This is a genomic window from Streptomyces sp. NPDC054863 (assembly GCF_053610825.1).
The window spans coordinates 1-20,162 of record NZ_JBSGZD010000132.1 but is presented as its reverse complement, the minus strand read 5'-3'; the positions used below and the strand labels follow the sequence as shown (position 1 = coordinate 20,162).

The following is a 20,162-nucleotide window of genomic DNA, read 5'->3' as shown; positions in this document are numbered from 1 at the left end:
CCCGTGCAGTACGCCGACTACAGCGTCTGGCAGCACGACCTGCTGCGCGAGCACGACCAGGAGAGCGGCGCCGCCCAGGACGGTTACGCGGCCCGGCTGCTCACCCACTGGCGCGGACAACTGACCGGCCTGCCCGACCGGATCGACCTCCCGGCGGACCGTCCCGCCGACGCCTCCGGAGGCGACGCCCCCGGCGCCTCGTTCACCTTCCGGGTGCCCGCCGCTCTCCACGCCGGCCTCGCGGAACTCGCCCGCGAGCACGCGGCCACCGTCTTCATGACCCTCCAGGCCGGGCTCGCCGCCCTGCTCACCCGCCTCGGATCCGGTACCGACATCCCGCTGGGCACCGCCGTGGCCGGCCGGACCGACGAGTCGCTCGACGGCCTGATCGGCTGCTTCGTCAACACCCTCGTCCTGCGCACCGACACCAGCGGCGACCCGGACTTCCACGAACTCCTGCGCCGCGTACGGGAGACCGGTCTCGCCGCCTACAGCCACCAGGACCTGCCCTTCGAGCGGCTGGTCGACGCCATGGGAGTGACCCGCTCCCTGCAACGGAACCCGCTGTTCCAGGTGATGCTCGGCGCCCAGCCGGAACTGTCCCGCGACCCGCTGGACCTGCCGGGCGTCGACGCCGAAGTCATCCGGGTCGGCGCCACCACCGCCCGCTTCGCCCTCTCCTTCAACATGGCCGAACGGCACACCCCCGACGGGGCGCCGGACGGCATCGAGGGCCGGGCCGAGTACCACACCGACCTGTTCGACGGCACGACCGTACGCAGGCTCGTCGACTGCTGGACCCGCCTGCTGGAGGCCTTCGTGCACGACCCCGCCCGCACCGTCTCCTCCGTCACCACCATGACCGAGGACGAGGCCCGCAAGGTACTCACGGACTGGAACGACACCGCCGTCGACGTACCCCGCGCCACACTGCCCGAGCTGCTCACCGAACGGGCCCTGAGCACCCCGCACGCCGAGGCGGTCGTCTGCGGCGACCAGCGGCTCGACTACGCCGGACTCGACGCCCGCGCCACCGCGCTGGCGCACCGGCTGCGCGCCCTCGGCGCCGGACCGGAGAGCCGCGTCGCGGTGTTCCTGCCGCGCTCGGCCGAACTGGCCGTGGCGCTGTACGCCGTGCTGCGGGCAGGTGCCGCCTACGTACCGGTCGATCCGGCCCTGCCCGCCGAACGCGTCGCGCTGCTCCTCCAGGACACCGAGCCGCTCTGCGTGGTGGCCACGGACGACGCCCGCACCCGGCTGTCGTCCACCGTGACCGCGCCCGTGGTAACGGTTCCCACGGCCGGGGACCCGGCCGATGACCCGGCCGGCGCCACAGCCGGGATCCCGGGGCCGTTCGGCGCACCGCACCCCGACAGCACCGCCTATGTGATCCACACCTCCGGTTCCACCGGCCGCCCCAAGGGCGTCGCCGTACCGCACCGCGCCGTCCTGAACCGGTTGTGGGGCATGCAGGAGCAGTACGGGCTGCGGGCCGACGACCGGGTGCTGCACAAGGCGTCCACGGGCTTCGACGTCTCGGTGTGGGAACTGTTCTGGCCGGCGCTCTCCGGCGCCGCCACCGTCGTCGCCGGCCCCGAGGCGCACCGCGACCCGGCCCGTCTCGTGGAACTGGTCCTGGCCGAGAAGGTGACGACCGTCCACTTCGTACCGACCGTGCTCCGCGCGTTCCTGGCCGAACCGGCCGCCGCGCACTGCACCGGCCTGCGCCGCGTGTTCTCCGGCGGGGAGGCACTGCCCGCCGAGCTGGTCCGGCGCTTCCACGACGTGCTGGCCGGGGTGCCCCTGTTCAACCAGTACGGCCCGACCGAGGCGACCGTGGACGTCACCTGGTGGCTCTGCGACCGCGACCGGGAAGGAGCACCACCGCTGGGGCGCCCCGTCGGCAACACCCGGCTGTACGTGCTCGACGCCGTCCTGCGCCCCGTACCCCCCGGCGTGACCGGCGAACTCTGGATCGCCGGGGCCCAGCTTGCCCGGGGCTACCACGGGCGCCCGGCCGCGACGGCGGAAAGCTTCGTGGCCGACCCGTACGGCCCGCCCGGCACCCGCATGTACCGCAGCGGCGACCTCGCCCGCTGGACCGAGGACGGGGCACTCGACTACGCGGGCCGCACCGACGACCAGGTCAAGGTCGGCGGGGTGCGCGTCGAACCGGGCGAGGCCGAAGCCGCCCTCAGCACGCTGGACGGCGTGTCCGCCGCCGTCGTCCTGGCCCACGAGGCCCCGGCCGGAGGCAAGCGCCTGGCCGGCTACGTGGTGGCAGCGCCCGGCCACACCCTCGACCCGGAGCGGCTGCGCCGCCAGGCAGCCGAACGGCTTCCCGAGTACCTGGTCCCCGCCGCGTTCACGGTGCTCGAATCCCTGCCCGTCACCCCCCACGGCAAGACGGACCGCAAAGCCCTGCCGGCCCCCGACTTCGGACCCGCCGCGGGCGGACGGGCGCCGCGGACGCCGGCCGAGGAGACCCTCTGCGGGATCTTCGGCGAACTCCTCGGTCTCGACCGGGTCGGTGTGGAGGACGGGTTCTTCGCGCTGGGCGGGGACAGCATCATGTCGATCCAGCTGGTGAGCCGGGCCCGGCGGGCCGGGCTGGTACTGACGCCGCGCGACGTCTTCGAGTACCAGACGGTCGCCGCCCTCGCCGGGGCCTGCCGTGCCGTGGACGGACAACGGGACTCCGACCGCGCCCGGGACGAGGGGACGGGCACGGTCGAACTCACCCCGATCGTCCACCGGCTGCGTGAACGGCGCGGCCCCGTGGACTCCTTCCACCAGTCGGTGCTGCTCCGGGTCCCGGCGGGACTGGGAGAAGACCGGCTCACAGCGGCGGTACAGGCGCTGCTCGACCACCACGACGCACTGCGGCTGCGGCTGACCCGCTCGGCAGGCGGGCTCATCTGGGCCCTCCAGATCACGGGCCGTGGTGCGGTGGATGCGTCCGGCCTGGTGCGCCGGGTCGATGCGGGCACTGCTGTGGTGGCGGTGGAGGCGGCTGCGGCGGTGGGGCGGTTGGACCCCGGTGCGGGTGTGATGGCGCAGGTGGTGTGGTTCGACGCGGGTCCCGGCGCTTCCGGTCAATTGCTGGTGGTGGTGCATCACTTGGTGGTGGACGGGGTGTCCTGGCGGGTGCTGCTGCCGGACCTGCGGCAGGCGTGGGAGTCGGTGGCGGCGGGTGTGCCGGTGCGGCTGGATCCGGTGGGTACGTCGTTGCGGCGCTGGGCGGGGTTGTTGGGGGAGCGGGCCCAGGACCCGTCCCTGCTGGAGGAGTTGGGGTTCTGGACGGAGTTGTTGGCGGGTGGTGAGCCGTTGCTGGGTTCGCGGGTGCTGGATCCGGTGCGGGACACGGTGGGCACGTCGGAGGGGGTGACGGTGTCGTTGCCGGCGGCGGTGACGGGTGCGTTGCTGACCGCTGTTCCGGCCGGGTTCCACGGCGGTGTGAACGACGTGCTGCTGGGTGCTTTTGCTCTGGCGGTGGCGCAGTGGCGTGTGGCCAGGGGTGTGGTGGCCGAGGGTGGTGTGCTGGTGGATCTGGAGGGTCATGGCCGGGACTCCGACCGGGCCGATGTCGATTTGTCGCGGACGGTGGGCTGGTTCACGCAGGTGCATCCGGTGCGGCTGAGTGTGGAGGGTGACGATCCGGCGGACGCGGTGAAGAGGGTGAAGGAGCAGTTGCGGGCGGTGCCGGGCAATGGCTCCGGTTACGGGTTGTTGCGTCATCTCAATCCGCAGACCGCTCCGCTCTTCGGGCAGACCGCCCGCCCGCAGATCGGCTTCAACTACCTCGGCCGTCTCACCACGGTCACCGGCTCGGCCGACTGGACGGTGGCCGACGACGCCCAAGGTCTCGGCGCCGGCACCGACCCGGCCACCCCACTGCTGCACGCCCTGGACGTCAACGCCGTCGCCGTGGACGGCCCCGACGGGCCCGTCCTGACCGCGACGTTCTCCTACGCCACCGGGCTGCTCGACCAGGACGCGATACGCGAACTGGCCCGCCTCTGGCAGCAGGCCCTCCAGGACCTGGCCCGCGCCCCGGAGGAAACGGGCGGGCACACCCCCTCCGACTTCCCCCTCGTCACCCTCTCCGAGGACGACGTCGAACGCCTGGAACAGACCTACCCCGGCCTCGAAGACATCCTCCCGCTCTCCCCGCTCCAGCACGGACTGTTCTTCCACGCGCTCTACGACGACGGCGAGAGCGACCTCTACACCCCGCAGCTCTGTCTCGACCTCGAAGGGCCCCTCGACGAACCCCGGCTGCGGCGCGCGTGCGCGGCCCTGCTGCGCCGGCACGCCAACCTGCGTGCCGCCTTCGTCCACGACCTCACCGACGAGCCGGTCCAGATCGTCACCAGGGACCCGGCCCTGCCCTGGCGCACCGCCGACCTGTCGGCCCTCGACCCGGCGGAACGAACGGCCGCACTGGACCGCATCGCCGCCGAAGAGCATGCCGTGGGCTTCACCCCCGCCCGCCCGCCGCTGCTGCGCGCCGCCCTCGCCAGGACCGGCCCGCAGCGGCACCGGCTGATCCTGACCCACCACCACCTCCTGCTCGACGGCTGGTCGGTGCCCGTCCTGGCACGCGATCTGTTCGCCCTGTACGCCGCCGACGGAACCGACGCACCCCTGCCGCCGGTCACCCCGTACGCGCACTACCTGGAGTGGCTCGCCGCCCAGGACCCGCAGGAGACCCGTGCGGCCTGGACCCGTGCCCTGGCCGGGCTGGAGGAGCCCACCCTGGTGGCCCCGGCGGCGGACCGGGCCGGCCAGGCGGACCGGCCCGGCCGGGTGCACCCCCGGCTGCCCGAAGGACTCGACACCCGGCTCGCCTCCTGGGCCAGATCCCGCGGCCTCACCCTCAACACCGTGCTGCAGGGCGTCTGGGCGCTCCTGATCGGCGGACTGACCGGACGCACGGACGTCGTCTTCGGCACGACGGTCGCCGGCCGCCCGCCGGAGATCCCGGGGATCGAGTCCATGGCCGGACTGTTCATCAACACCGTTCCGGTCCGGGCGCGGCTGGACCCCGACCAGTCCGTGGAGGCAATGCTGCACGGGCTGCAGGACGAACAGGCCGGGCTGTTGGCCCACCACCACCTCGGCCTCAGCGAGGTCACCCGCCTCAGCGGGCTGTCACGGCTCTTCGACGCGGTCATGGTCTTCGAGAACTACCCCGTGGACCCGCGGGCGACCGCCCTGACCGGCACGGGACTGGTCCTGGAACGCTCCGAGACCCGTGAGGCCACCCACTTCCCGCTCGTGCTCCTGGCCGCCCCCCGGGACGGAGGGTTCACGGTCCGCATCGAGTACGCCCCCGGACACTTCACCGCACCGGAGGCGGAGGAACTGGCCGACCGCTTCGTCCGGCTGGCCGAGACGCTCGCCGACGATCCGCGGATCGCCGTCGGCGCCCTCGACCTCATGACACCCGACGAGCGGCAACGCGTCCTGGTCGACTGGAACACCGACGTGAACGAGGACGGCGACCCCGCGGACCTGCCCCCGATCGACACAGACCTCCCCACCGCGTTCGCGGCGCGGGTGGCGCGTACGCCGGATGCGGTGGCGGTGCGCTGGGACGGTGGTGTGTGGTCGTACCGGGAGTTGGAGGTGCGGGCGGACCGGCTGGCGGGGTGGCTGGCGGGTTCGGGTGTGGGTTCGGGTGTGGGGTCCGAGACGCGGGTGGCGTTGTTGATGGAGCGGTCGCCGCAGGTGGTGGTGGCGGTTCTGGCGGTGCTGAAGGCCGGTGGTGTGTATGTACCGCTGGATGCCCGGCTGCCGTCTGCCCGGCTCGCTGTGATGATGCGGCAGGCAGGGGCGTCGGTGGTGCTCGCCGATGCCACCCACGAGGCTTCGGCCCGACAACTGCCCGGTGCCGGAAGCGTCCTGGTGGTCGGTGACCTGCCGTACGAAGGACCTGTCCGCACTCCGAAAGCCCGGGTGCTGCCGGACAGTGCCGCCTACGTGATGTTCACGTCCGGCTCCACCGGTGAGCCCAAGGGTGTGGAGACCACCCATCGCGGTGTGCTGAGCATGGTGACCGACCGCTGCCTCGACGGGGAAATGGCGACGTGCCGCTTCCTGGTGCACTCGCCGTACGGCTTCGACTCCTCCACGTACGAGATCTGGGCCCCGCTCCTGGAAGGCGGGCAGCTCGTGGTCGCGCCCCCCGGGGAGCTGGACGTCCCGACGCTGGCACGGACTGTCCGCACGCACGGCGTGACGTCCGTACTCATGACCGCAGGCCTGTTCCGGGTGGTCGCGGAGGAGGACCCCGGCTGCCTGGCAGGCACCCGGGAGGTGCTGACCGGCGGAGACGTCGTTCCGGCCGCCGCCGTGCGCCGACTGCTGGAACACTGCCCCGGGACCGCCGTCACCGATGTGTACGGCCCCACCGAGAGCACCGTCTTCACGACCCGGCACACCGTCCACGACGCGGAACGGGTCCCGGCCACCATGCCCATCGGCCGGGCCCGCGACCGCATGCGGGTCTACGTGCTCGACGGCCGGCTACGGCCTGTCCCGCCCGGCACGCCCGGCGAGCTGTACATCGCCGGTGACGCGCTGGCCCGCGGGTACCTCGACCACCCGGGAATCACCGCGACGCAATTCGTCGCCGATCCGTTCGGCCCCGCGGGGGAGCGGATGTACCGCAGCGGCGACCTGGTCCGCTGGACGCGGGAAGGGGTGCTGGAGTTCCTGGGCCGGGCGGACGACCAGGTCAAGATCCGGGGCTTCCGGATCGAACTGGGCGAGATCGAAGCCTTCCTGGACGCCCAGGAAGGGGTGGCGGACTCCGTCGCCCTGCTCCACCGGGCACCCTCCGGCGCCAAGCAGTTGGCCGGATACCTGGTGCCCGAGCCGGGCCGTGCCCTGGACACCGACCGCATCCGCACGCTCGCCGCCGCACAGCTCCCCGAGTACGCGGTACCCCACACCCTGCTCGTCCTGGACGAACTGCCGCTGACCAGCAACGGGAAGGTCGACCGGGCAGCCCTGCCGCTGCCAGGACCCGTCGGGGCCGACGGTGCTCCGGGGCGCGAGCCGCGCACGGAGCACGAGAAGTTCCTGTGTGCGACCGTCGCCGAACTGCTCGGTCTCGACCGGGTCGGTGTGGAGGACGGGTTCTTCGCGCTGGGCGGGGACAGCATCATGTCGATCCAGTTGGTGAGCCGGGCCCGGCGGGCCGGGCTGGTGTTCACCCCGCGCGACGTGTTCGAGCAGCAGACCGTGGCGAGGCTGGCGGAGCTGTGCGGCGACTCGGGCGGACAGCACGTGCCCCAGGTATGTGACGTGGGTACGGGCGGGGTTGTGTTGACTCCGGTGATGCGGTGGCTGCGTGAGTGGCGTGGCACGGTGGACGGTTTTCAGCAGTCGGTGCTGGTACGGGTCCCTGCGGGGCTGGGAGAAGACCGGCTGACCGGGGCGGTGCAGGCGTTGCTTGATCATCATGATGCGTTGCGGTCCCGGTTGGACGGGGAGTGGAATCTGAGCGTCGCCGGGCGTGGTGCGGTGGACGCGTCCGGGTGTGTGCGTCGGGTGGATGCCGGGGCTGCTGTGGCGGTGGAGGCGGCTGCGGCGGTGGGGAGGTTGGATCCGGGTGCGGGTGTGATGGTGCAGGTGGTGTGGTTCGACGCGGGTCCTGGTGAGTCGGGTCAATTGCTGGTGGTGGTGCATCACTTGGTGGTGGACGGGGTGTCGTGGCGGGTGCTGTTGCCGGATCTGCGGCTGGCGTGGGAGTCGGTGGCGGCGGGTGTGCCGGTGCGGCTGGATCCGGTGGGTACGTCGCTGCGGCGCTGGGCGGGACTGCTCGCCGAACATGCTCAGGACCCGTCCCTGCTGGAGGAGTTGCCGTACTGGACGGAGCTGTCGGGGGGGAATGAGCCGCCGCTCGGATCCCGCGATCTTGACCCGCGCGAAGACACGACCGACACCGTGCGGAGACTCGTGGTGGGTCTGTCGCCGGCGCACACCTCTGCGGTCCTGTCCACCGTTCCCGCCGGGTTCCACGGTGGTGTGAACGACGTGCTGCTGGGTGCTTTTGCCCTGGCGGTGGCGCAGTGGCGCACTGCCAGGGGTGTGGTGGCCGAGGGGGGTGTGCTGGTGGATCTGGAGGGTCACGGCCGGGACACCGATCGGGCCGATGTGGATCTGTCGCGGACGGTGGGCTGGTTCACGCAGGTGCATCCGGTGCGGCTGAGTGTGGAGGGTGACGATCCGGCGGACGCGGTGAAGCGGGTGAAGGAGCAGTTGCGGGCAGTGCCCGGCAACGGCTCCGGCTACGGGCTCCTCCGCTACCTCACCTCCCGTATCACCCCGACCGATCCGACGGATCCGACCGCGGCGACCGCGTCGGACAACCCGGCCGATCCGACCGATCCGACCGCGGCGGCCCTCACCGTCCGGCCGCAGATCGGGTTCAACTACCTGGGCCGCATGGGCTCCACGGCACCGGGCCCCGCGCACTGGGTCCCGGTCGGCCGCCCCGGGCCGGCCGGACCCCGCACCCCGGTGGCGCACCCGCTGGAGATCAACGCCATCGCCGTGGACGGTCCGGACGGCCCCGTCCTGACCGCGACCTTCTCCTACGCCGCCGGACTGCTCGGTGAGGAGGAGGTGGGCGAACTGGCCGGCCTGTGGCAACGTGCGCTGGAGACCCTGGCCGCCGCCCCGCCCGGATCGGGCGGCCACACCCCCTCCGACTTCCCGCTCGCCACCCTCTCCCAGGACGACGTCGAACGACTGGAGTCGTCCCACCCGGGCCTGGAGGACGTCCTCCCGCTCTCCCCGCTCCAGGAAGGGATGTTCTTCCACGCGGTGTACGACCAGGAGCGCCCCGACGTCTACACCGCCCAGCTCAGCATCGGCCTGGAAGGAGCCCTGGACGAGGCGCTGCTGCGCCGCGCCTGGAACCAACTCCTGCGCCGGCACCCCAACCTGCGTGCCGCGTTCGTCCACGGCGTCGCCGCACGCCCCTTGCAGATCGTCGTCCGCGACCCGCGCCTGCCCTGGCGTACCGTCGACCTGGCCTCGGCCCCCGCCCACGAACGCGCTGCCGGGGCCGACGCCGTCGCTGCCGAGGAACACGGCCGCCGGCTCGACCTGTCCGAGGCCCCGCTGATCCGGGTCGTCCTGGTCCGGCTGTCCGACACCGAACACCGCCTCGTCCTGACCAACCACCACATCCTCTTCGACGGCTGGTCCGTACCCGTGCTGGCCCGTGAACTGTTCGCCCTGTACGCGGCCGACGGCGAGGACGTGACGCTGCCCCGCGTCACCCCCTACAAGCAGTACCTGACCTGGCTGAACGCGCAGGACAAGGACGCTGCCCGCACCGCCTGGACGGCCGCACTGGCCGGACTCGGGGAACCGACGCTGCTCGCCGGGGCCGCCCCCGCCGACACCGCGCTCCCGCCGGTCCGGATCGAGGCCGAGCTCCCCCGGGAGACCGCCGACGCCCTGCGCCGGCTCGGCCGCGACCACGGGCTCACCGTCAACACCCTCGTCCAGACGGCCTGGGCCCTGCTGCTCGCGGGGCGGACCGGGCGCGACGACGTGGTCTTCGGCACGACCGTGTCCGGACGCCCGCCGGAGATACCCGGCATCGAGTCCATGGCCGGCCTCTTCATCAACACCGTTCCGGTCCGGGTCGCGCTCGACCCCGGCGAGCCACTGCTCGACCTGTTGCAGCGGGTACAGCGGGCGCAGTCCGACCTGATGCCCCATCAGCACCTCGGGCTGAGCGACATCAACCGGCTGTCCGGACAGCAGCGGCTTTTCGACACGCTCGTGGTCTTCGAGAACTACCCCGTCGAGCGGGGCCGCGTCGCGGCCACCGGCCTGACGGTCACCGAGACGCTGATCCACGACGCCACCCACTACCCGCTGACGCTGGCCGCCGGGCAACGGGACGACGACATGTGGCTGCGGCTGCACTACCTGCCGCACCTGTTCACGAGGGACGCGGCGGGCTCGCTCGCGGATCTTCTCGTCGCGCTCCTGCAGCAGTTCGTGGCGGACCCCAACCGTCACCTCGCCTCCATCGACACCCTCGCTCCCGGAGAACGGCGACGGATGCTGACCGACTGGAACGAGACCGCCGCCGACACCGTGAAGGAGGAGGCGGGCATCGCCCAGATGTTCGCGGCGCGGGTGGCGTGTGTGCCGGATGCGGTGGCGGTGCGTTGGGACGGTGGGGTGTGGTCGTACCGGGAGTTGGAGGTGCGGGCGGACCGGCTGGCGGGGTGGCTGGTGGGTTCGGGTGTGAGGCCGGAGACGCGGGTGGCGTTGTTGATGGAGCGGTCGCCGCAGGTGGTGGTGGCGGTGTTGGCGGTGTTGAAGGCCGGTGGTGTGTACGTACCGTTGGATGCCCGTCTCCCGTCGGCCCGGCTCGCTGTGATGGTGCGGCAGGCAGGGGCGTCGGTGGTGCTCACCGATGTCACCCACGAGGCCACGGCCGGAGAACTGCCCGGTGTCGGAAGCGTTCTGGTGGTCGGCGATCTGCCGTACGAGGGTCCGGACGGTGTTCCGTACGCCCGGGTGCTGCCGGACAGTGCCGCCTATGTGATGTTCACGTCCGGCTCCACCGGTGAGCCCAAGGGCGTGGAGATCACCCACCGCGGTGTGGTGAGTCTGGCCACCGACCGCCGCTGGAACGACGGCGGCTCCCCGCACCGGGTGCTGCTGCACTCGCCCTACGGCTTCGACCCGTCCACCTACGAGCTGTGGATGCCGCTGCTGAACGGCGGACAGGTCGTGGTCGCGCCCCCCGGCGAGCTGGACGTCCCGACGCTGGCCCGCACGGTCCGCACGCACGGCGTGACGTCCCTGCTGCTGACCGCAGGCCTGTTCCGGGTGGTCGCGGAGGAGGACCCCGGCTGCCTGGAGGGCGTACGGGAGGTACTGACCGGCGGGGACGTGGTGACGTCGGCTTCGGTACGGCGAGTACTGGAAGCCTGCCCGGACACGGCGGTCAGTGACATCTACGGCCCCACCGAGATCACCCTCTTCGCCACCCATCACACCCTGCGCGACCCCGCCGGCGTGCCGACGTCCGTACCGATCGGCCGCGCCCGCGACGGCATGCGCGCCTACGTGCTGGACCACGTCCTGCGGCCGGTCCCGCCGGGCGTGGTGGGCGAGCTCCACCTCGCGGGCGACGCCCTCGCCCGTGGCTACGTCCACCGGCCGGGGCTCACCGCCGAACGCTTCGTCGCCGACCCGTTCGGCCCGGTCGGCGCCCGGATGTACCGGACCGGCGACCTGGTCCGCTGGACGCGGGAAGGGGTGCTGGAGTTCCTGGGCCGGGCGGACGACCAGGTCAAGATCCGGGGCTTCCGGATAGAACCGGGCGAGATCGAGGGCGTGCTCGGCGAGCAGGAGGGCGTCGTCGACGCCGTGGTCCTGGTCCACGAGGCGCCGTCGGGCGGCAAGCACCTCGTCGGGTACGTCGTTCTCGAACCGGGCCGCGTGTGCGACCCGGAACTGCTCCGCGACCTGGTGGCGAAACGGCTGCCCGACTACATGGTCCCCTCCGAGATCATGACGCTCGGGACCCTCCCGGTGACGTCCAACGGCAAGGTCGACCGCGCGGCCCTGCCCGCACCCGACTTCGGTTCCGCGGTGGGCGGCGGCCGTGAGCCGCGTACCCCTGTGGAGCAGGCCCTGTGCGCCCTGTTCGCGGACGTTCTGGGTCTCGACCGGGTCGGTGTGGAGGACGGGTTCTTCGCGCTGGGTGGGGACAGCATCATGTCGATCCAGTTGGTGAGCCGGGCCCGGCGGGCCGGGCTGGTACTGACGCCTCGTGACGTGTTCGAACAGCAGACGGTCGCGGCACTGGCCGCGGTCTGCCGACGCGCGGACGAGACGCCGGAGCCGGGGACGGACGACGTGGGTACGGGCGGGGTTGTGTTGACTCCGGTGATGCGGTGGCTGCGTGAGTGGCGTGGCACGGTGGACGGTTTTCAGCAGTCGGTGCTGGTGCGGGTCCCTGCGGGGCTGGGGGTGGAGCGGCTGACGGGGGCGGTGCAGGCGTTGCTTGATCATCATGATGCGTTGCGGTCCCGGTTGGACGGGGAGTGGAATCTGAGCGTCGCCGGGCGTGGTGCGGTGGACGCGTCCGGGTGTGTGCGCCGGGTTGACGCTGCCAGTGCTGTGGTGGCGGTGGAGGCGGCTGCGGCGGTGGGCCGACTGGACCCCGGTGCGGGTGTCATGGTGCAGGTGGTGTGGTTCGACGCGGGTCCCGGCGCTTCCGGTCAATTGCTGGTGGTGGTGCATCACTTGGTGGTGGACGGGGTGTCGTGGCGGGTGCTGTTGCCGGACCTGCGGCAGGCGTGGGAGTCGGTGGCGGCGGGTGAGCCCGTGCGGCTGGATCCGGTGAGTACGTCGTTGCGGCGCTGGGCGGGACTGCTCGCCGAACATGCTCAGGACCCGTCCCTGCTGGAGGAGTTGCCGTACTGGACGGAGCTGTCGGCGGGCAATGAGCCGCCGCTCGGTTCGCGGGTGCTGGATCCGGTGCGGGACACGGTGGGCACGTCGGAGGGGGTGACGGTGTCGTTGCCGGCGGCGGTGACGGGTGCGTTGCTGACTGCTGTTCCGGCCGGGTTCCACGGTGGTGTGAATGATGTGCTGCTGGGTGCTCTCGCCCTGGCGGTGGCGCAGTGGCGTGCGGCCAGGGGCGTGGTGGCCGGGGGCGGTGTGCTGGTGGACCTGGAGAGTCACGGCCGGGACACCGACCGGACCGATATCGATCTGTCGCGGACGGTGGGCTGGTTCACCCAGGTCCATCCGGTACGGCTGAGCGTGGAGGGTGACGATCCGGCGGACGCGGTGAAGCGGGTGAAGGAGCAGTTGCGGGCGGTGCCGGGCAACGGTTCCGGTTACGGGCTGTTGCGTCATCTCAATCCGCAGACCGCTCCGCTCTTCGGGCAGGCCGCCCGCCCGCAGATCGGCTTCAACTACCTCGGCCGGACCTCTGAGGGAACCGCCGCCGACTCCGGCGTGTGGTCCCTGGAGAACCACCCCGGTCTCGGCGGCCCGTCCCCCGACACCCCGTTGCCGCATGCGCTGGACATCAACGCCGTCGCCGTGGACGGCCCCGACGGGCCCGTCCTGACCGCGACGTTCTCCTTCGCCACCGGCCTGCTCGACCAGGACGCGATACGCGAACTGGCCCGCCTCTGGCAGCAGGCCCTGGAGAGCCTGGCCTGCGCCCCGGAGGGGACGGGCGGGCACACGCCCTCCGACTTCCCCCTCGTCACCCTCTCCCAGAGCGACGTCGAACGCCTGGAACAGGCCTACCCCGGCCTGGAGGACGTCCTCCCGCTCTCCCCGCTTCAGGAAGGGCTCCTCTTCCATGCGCTCTACGACACCGGGGCCACCGACGTCTACACCGCACAACTCGTCCTGGAACTCACGGGCCCGCTGGACGCGGAGACCATGCGGAACGCCTGGACGGCGGTGCTGCACCGGCACGCCAACCTGCGTACCGCCTTCGTCCACGACCTCACCGACGAGCCGGTCCAGATCGTCACCCAAGGCCCCGCCCTGCCCTGGCGCACCGCCGACCTGTCGGCCATCGACCCGGCGGAGCGAACGGCCGCACTGGACCGCATCGCCGCCGAAGAGCGGACCCGCCGGTTCGACCTGGCACACTCCCCACTGCTGCGCCTGGCGCTGGTGAGGCTCGACGAGGAGCGGCACGGACTCGTATTCACCCCGCACCACATCCTGCTCGACGGCTGGTCCATGCCCGTACTGCTCCGCGAAGTGCTCGGCCTCTCCGCGGCCGGCGGCTCCGCGGCCCGGCTGCCCCGGGTGACGCCCTACCGGAACTACCTCACCTTCCTGGCCACCCAGGACCGGGAGTCGGCACGGGAAGCGTGGGCGGCCGAACTGGCCGGGCTGCCGGGACCGACCCTGATCGCCCCGGAAGCGCCCGCGGCGGCGACCGCCGAACCGGGCCACGTCACGCGGGAACTCCCGGCCGCGACCGTCGCCGCACTGCGCCGCCTCGCCCGCGAACGCGGACTGACGGTCAACACCCTCGTCCAGGGGGCGTGGGCCCTGCTGCTCGGCCGCCTCACCGGGCGCGACGACGTCGTTTTCGGTGCGACCGTGGCCGGCCGGCCACCGGAGGTCGCCGGCATCGAATCGATGGTGGGGCTGTTCATCAACACGCTGCCGGTACGCGTCGCCCTCGATCCGGCGGCGACCGTCCTGGACACACTGTCCCGGCTCCAGTCGGCGCAGGCGTCCCTGATCACCCACCAGCACCTCGGGCTGAGCGAGATCACCAGGCTCTCCGGCCACTCCACGCTCTTCGACACCCTGATCGTGTTCGAGAACTACCCCGTCGACCGTGCGTCGTTCGCACAGACCGACAGCGGCACGCTCAGGCCGACCGGCGTAAAGGGCAGGGACGCGACCCACTACCCGCTGAGTCTCATCGTGCACGAGGGCGACGGCCTCACCCTGCGGCTCGGCCACCAGCCGGCCGCCTTCGGGCCCGGGACGGTCACCGGGGCGGCCGACAGGCTGGCCGTGCTGCTGCACGAGATGGCCACGCGGCCGCTCGCGAGGCTCGGCGCGCTCGCGGCGCTCGGCGCCGAAGAGGGCACTGATCCGGCCACGGCGGACGGGAACGACACGGCTGTGGACGTGCCGCGTACCACGCTGCCCGGCCTCTTCGCGGCCCAGGCGGCCCGCACGCCGGACGCGGTGGCTCTCCTCGATGCGGGGCGGCCGACCACGTACGGCGAACTCTCGGCCCGGGTCCTGGCCCTGGCCTCGCGGCTGCGGGCACTCGGCGCCGGCCCGGAGAGCCGGGTCGCGGTCGCCGTGCCCCGGTCGGCCGAACTCGTCGTCGCCGTGCTGGCGGTCGTCGAGACGGGCGCCGCCTACGTGCCCGTCGAGCCCGGCCTGCCGGCCGAGCGCGTCGCCCTGCTGCTGGAGGACACCGCGCCGGTGTGCACACTCGTCACCCGGGAGACGGTCGCCGGGGCCCCGCTGCCCGCGGACCTGCCGTTCCTCGTCGTGGACGGGGACGAGCGGGCCGGGGACCGCCCGCCGCTCCGGGGACCGGGCCCCGACCCGCGCAACCCCGCCTACGTCATCCACACCTCCGGCTCGACCGGGCGGCCCAAGGGCGTCACCGTCTCCCACGAGGCCGTCGTCAACCGCCTGCTGTGGATGCAGCACCAGTACGGGCTCACCCCCGGCGAGCGGGTGCTCCACAAGACTCCGGCCGGCTTCGACGTGTCGGTGTGGGAACTGTTCTGGCCACTGATCGCCGGGGCGACGACCGTCATCGCCCCGCCCGGCGCCCACCGCGACCCCGCCGCCCTCGCCGAACTGATCCGCACGCAAGGCGTGAGCACCGTGCACTTCGTACCGTCGATGCTGCGGGCCTTCCTCGATGAACCCGTCACCGGGCGGTGCACCGGACTGCGCCGGATGCTGTGCAGCGGTGAGGCGCTCCCCGCGGACCTCGCCTACCGGGTCCACGCCGTACTGCCGAAGGCCCGGCTGCACAACCTGTACGGACCGACCGAAGCGGCAGTGGACGTCACGCACTGGGAACACGAGAGGGGCGCCACCGGGCCGGTCCCGATCGGGCGCCCGGTCTGGAACACCCGGCTGTACGTACTGGACACCGCCCTGCGTCCCGTGCCGCCCGGCGTCACCGGCGAACTGCACCTGGCCGGCGTCCAGTTGGCACGCGGCTACCACGGGAGGCCCGGCCTCACCGCGGAACGTTTCGTCGCCGACCCGTTCGATCCGGACGGCGGCCGGATGTACCGCACCGGCGACCTCGTGCGACGGGGGCCGGACGGCTCACTCGTCTACCTCGGCCGGGCCGACCAGCAGCTCAAGGTGCGGGGCGCCCGGGTCGAGCCCGGCGAGATCGAGGCGGTCCTGCGGGCCCACCGGGACGTCGCAGAGGCTGCTGTCGTGCTGCGGGCGGACGAGCGGGGCGAGGCGAGGCTGATCGCGTACACGGTGCCCGCTCCTGGAGTGCCGGCCGCATCGGTCGACACCGACGGTGTCCGCCGCCATGCCGGTGACAGCCTGCCCGAGTTCATGGTGCCCACGGCTGTCGTGTCCCTGGAGTCCCTGCCGCTCACCGCGAACGGGAAGCTGGACGCCAAGGCGCTGCCGGCCCACCGGTTCACCGCCTCCCAGGACGGGCGCCCGCCCCGGAACGCCGAGGAGGAGCTGCTCTGCTCGCTGTTCGCCGAGGTCCTCGGTGTGCACCGGGCGGGTCCGCAGGACAGCTTCTTCGACCTGGGGGGCCACTCGTTGCTCGCCGTGCGACTCATGGGCCGCGTCCGCGCCGCCCTCGGCACGGACCTGGGAGTCCGCGCGCTGTTCGACGCCCCGACCCCCGAAGCGCTCGCGGTACGTCTGCGGACCGGCCGGGACCGGGCGCCGGAACCGGACGCCCCGGAGCGGACGGAGCAGGCGCAGGGTGCGCTGGAGGTGCTGCTGCCACTGCACCGGGCCGGCAGCCGCCCGCCGCTGTTCTGTGTGCACCCCTGGGCCGGACTGAGCTGGCCGTACTCGGGTCTGATCCGGTGGCTCGGCAGGGACCAGCCCGTCTACGGCCTGCAGGCCAGGGGGCTTGCCCGCGAGGAGCGGCTGCCCGGCTCCATCGGCGAGATGGCCGAGGACTACCTCGCCCGCCTGCGCGAGGTGCGCCCCACCGGGCCCTACCACCTGCTGGGCTGGTCCTTCGGCGGTCTCGTCGTCCACGAGATGGCAGTGCGGCTGCGCGAACGCGGCGAGAGCGTGGCGTCACTGACCCTGCTCGACTCCTTCCCGTCCGGCGCCGCCGCGGCCCGGACGGGGGACCGGCCCGAGTCGCCGACGGACGAGGCGGAGGTCCTGACACGACTGGCCCGCTTCCTCGGCCACGAGGTCCCCGAGCCGGCCGCCGGCCGGGCCCGGACCGCTGACACCGTCCGCGAGATCATGCGCCGTGGTGGCGGACCGCTCGGCGACCTCCCGGCCCACACTCTGCGTGCGCTCCCGGAGGTGGCCGCCAACAACGCGCGTCTGATGAGGGAACACGTCCCCGGGCGCTACGACGGCGACATGCTGCTCTTCACCGCCGAACTCGAACGGCCCGACGGCGCACCCACGCCCGAGGTGTGGGCCCCGCATGTCACCGGACGACTGGAGACGTACGGCGTCGCCTGCGGGCACCACGACATGACCAGGCCCCGTCCCCTCACCGAGATCGGCCACGCGCTGGCCCAGCGCCTGGGACGGCCCCTCCCCGACCTCACCCTCTGACCCCGACCGCAACTCACCACCCGGAAACCCGGAAACCCGGAACAAGGAACGGACAACGATGAGCAACCCCTTCGAGAACGCCGACGCCCAGTACCTCGTCCTCGTCAACGGCGAGGGCCAGCACTCCCTGTGGCCGGTCTTCGCCGAAGTTCCCGCCGGTTGGACCGTCGCGCTGCCGGCCTCCAGCCGTCAGGAGTGCCTCGACCACGTCGAAAAGCACTGGACGGACATGCGCCCGAAGAGCCTGGCCGACGCCATGGCCGGGGCCGACGCCGGAGCCTGACCCACTGAAGCGGCCGCCCCGGACCGCCCCCCCCCGCACCCGTACGAAGCACTTCGCACCTCGCCGCCCGGCACCTCGCCGTCCGGCACTTCACACCCAGCACGGCGTACACGGCGTCCCGCGCGGCGTACGCAGCACGAAAGGAACGGCAGACATGGCCGACACGGCCGAACACCCGAGCACGCACACCCTGACCCTGAGCCACGTCGAGATGTGCGTCGCGGACGCCGCCGCGGCGGCCGAGGCCTTCGTCGACGGTTACGGCTTCCAGATCTATGCGACCGGCGGAACCCCGGGCGTCTCGCGTTCCCTGGCCCTGCGACAGGGCGGCATGGTCCTGGTGGTGACCGAGGCCCTGAACGAGAGCCACCCCGCCGCCGGTTACGTGGCGCGCCACGGCGACGGCATCGCCGACATCGCCCTGACCGCACCGGACGTCAGGTCCGCGTTCGACGAGGCCGTCGCCCGCACCGCCGTGGCGCTCGACGGGCCGCGCGAGCAGGACGGCTGGACCACCGCCGTGCTCGCGGCAGGCTTCGACGACGTGCGCCACACCCTCGTCCAACGGCCGGTCACGGGAGGCCAGGAAGACGACACCTTCCTGCCTCTCCCCGGGTTCGTCCTCGTGAGCGATCCGGTCCCCGTTCCGGCCGAGACGCCGGGGCTCACCACGCTGGACCACGTGGCGGTCAGCGTCCCCACGGGCGGCCTCGCCGAAAGCACCGGCTACTACGAGCGGGCCTTCGGCTACGTGAGCGTCTACGAGGAGCTGATGGTCCAGGGCACCGAGGCGATGGACTCCAAGGCCGTGCGCAGTCCCGCGGGCGACCTCACCTTCACCGTCCTGGCGCCCAGCTCCGACCACGACGCCGGCCACATCGGCGACTTCCTGGAGCGGCACGGCAGCGGGGGCGTGCACCACCTGGCCTTCTCGACCGAGGACATCGTCCGTTCGGTCGCCGTGCTCGACAAGCTCGGCACGGTCTTCCTCAGCACTCCCGACACCTATTACGAGCGGCTGGCGGACCGACTCGACCTGGACCACCACTCCCTCGCCGACCTGAGCGACGCGGGCATCCTCGCCGATGAGGACCACGCCGGTCAGCTGTTCCAGATCTTCACCCGGACCGTTCACCCCCGGCGGACCCTCTTCTTCGAGATCATCGAGCGCATTGGCGCCGACTCCTTCGGCGGAGGCAATGTCCGCGCCCTCTACGAGGCGGTGCAGGCGGTCCAGGCGGCGCAGGCCGTGCAGGCCGATCACCGGTCCGCCGGGCAGAGCGCCCGATGACGGCTCCGACCCTCGCGGACATCCTCACGCCCGCGGATGCGGAGGCACTGGCGGCAGGCCTCCTGCCCGCCGGCGTGGAGCGGTTCATCAACGGCGCGGCGGGCACGGAAGTCACCCTCCGCGCCAACCGGGCCGCGTTCGACCGGCTCCATCTCGTCCCGCGGGTGCTGTCCGGCGTCTCCGTCACCAGCACGGTCCGGCCGCTCCTGGGCGAACCCAGTGCCATGCCCGTCGCCGTCGCCCCGATGGCCTACCAGCGGGCGGTCCACCCCGACGGCGAACTCGCCACGGCCCGCGCGGCCGCCAACGCCGGCATCCCCTTCACCGCGTGCACCTTCAGCAGCGTCCCTGTCGAAGAACTCGCCGCCACCGGTGCCGCCCTCTGGTTCCAGGTGTACTGGCTGCGCGACCGCCACCTCACCGAGGAGATCGTGGGGCGGGCGGAGAAAGCCGGCTGCCGCGCCCTGGTCCTGACTGTGGACACCCCCCGCATGGGACGCCGGCTGGCGGACATGCGGGGCGGCTTCACCCTGCCGGACGGCGTCTCGGCCGTGCACTTCGGCGACCGCCCCGACGGTGTTCCGGCGACCGCGCGGAGCGGGGTGAGCGCCGTCGCCGCGCAGACCGGACACCTCGTCGACCCCGCGCTGTCCTGGGCCGACCTGGACCGGCTGCGCGCACGCACGTGCCTTCCGCTCGTACTCAAGGGAGTGCTGGACCCCGACGACGCCCGGCGTGCCGTCGACCACGGGGTGGACGCAGTGATCGTCTCCAACCACGGAGGCCGCCAGCTCGACGGTGCCGTACCGGCTCTCGACGCGCTGCCCGCGGTCGCTGCGGCGGTGGGCGGACGCTGCGAGGTGCTCCTCGACAGCGGGATACGCAGCGGCACGGATGTGCTCAGGGCACTGGCGTCGGGGGCCGACGGAGTGCTGCTGGGCCGTCCCGCCCTGTGGGGTCTGGCGGTGGGCGGACAGGCGGGCGTCAGCCGGGTTCTCCACCTGCTCCAGGAGGAACTGGAGCAGGCCCTGACACTGGCCGGATGCCCCGATCCCACCGCCGCCGGCCAGTTGCGGACGGTACGGCAGGGCGGCGGTGAGACGTAGTCACCACCCCGCTCACCGATCTGCACGAAGTCGTCGGCGACCCCCGCTGGACTCGATGAACTTCCTGAACGAGATCGCCTGACGCCACACCGGGCGCTCTCGCTCGCGGCCGGGACGGACGCCGTACGAGGGTTTCCACGACGTCGAGCACGTACACCGTGCGCTG

4 protein-coding genes are annotated in these 20,162 nt (G+C 72.5%); all 4 read left to right on the top strand.

Going from position 1 to position 20,162, the window contains the following annotated elements:
* The first annotated feature begins 3 nt into the window (after positions 1-3).
* Entirely contained in the window at positions 4-17,316 is a 17,313-nt protein-coding gene (locus ACWGIG_RS22575) for a non-ribosomal peptide synthase/polyketide synthase (RefSeq protein WP_453323441.1), read from the top strand.
* 58 nt (positions 17,317-17,374) lie between these two features.
* Positions 17,375-17,599 (top strand): MbtH family protein, encoded by a 225-nt coding sequence (locus tag ACWGIG_RS22570; RefSeq protein WP_453323440.1) that lies wholly within the window; start codon positions 17,375-17,377, stop codon positions 17,597-17,599.
* A 154-nt stretch (positions 17,600-17,753) separates the two neighbouring features.
* The gene (hppD, locus tag ACWGIG_RS22565; protein WP_453323439.1) at positions 17,754-18,890 is read left to right on the top strand and encodes a 4-hydroxyphenylpyruvate dioxygenase; all 1,137 of its coding nucleotides are present in this window, start codon (positions 17,754-17,756) and stop codon (positions 18,888-18,890) included.
* The gene (locus ACWGIG_RS22560; RefSeq protein ID WP_453323438.1) at positions 18,887-19,996 is read left to right on the top strand and encodes an alpha-hydroxy acid oxidase; all 1,110 of its coding nucleotides are present in this window, start codon (positions 18,887-18,889) and stop codon (positions 19,994-19,996) included. The genes hppD and ACWGIG_RS22560 overlap by 4 nt, the downstream gene beginning before the upstream one ends.
* Positions 19,997-20,162 lie beyond the last annotated feature (166 nt).

Coding starts and splice junctions, on each gene's coding strand:
- ACWGIG_RS22560 (WP_453323438.1), top strand. CDS start 18,887: ATGACGGCTCCGACCCTCGCGGACATCCTCACGCCCGCGGATGCGGAG.
- ACWGIG_RS22570 (WP_453323440.1), top strand. CDS start 17,375: ATGAGCAACCCCTTCGAGAACGCCGACGCCCAGTACCTCGTCCTCGTC.
- hppD (WP_453323439.1), top strand. CDS start 17,754: ATGGCCGACACGGCCGAACACCCGAGCACGCACACCCTGACCCTGAGC.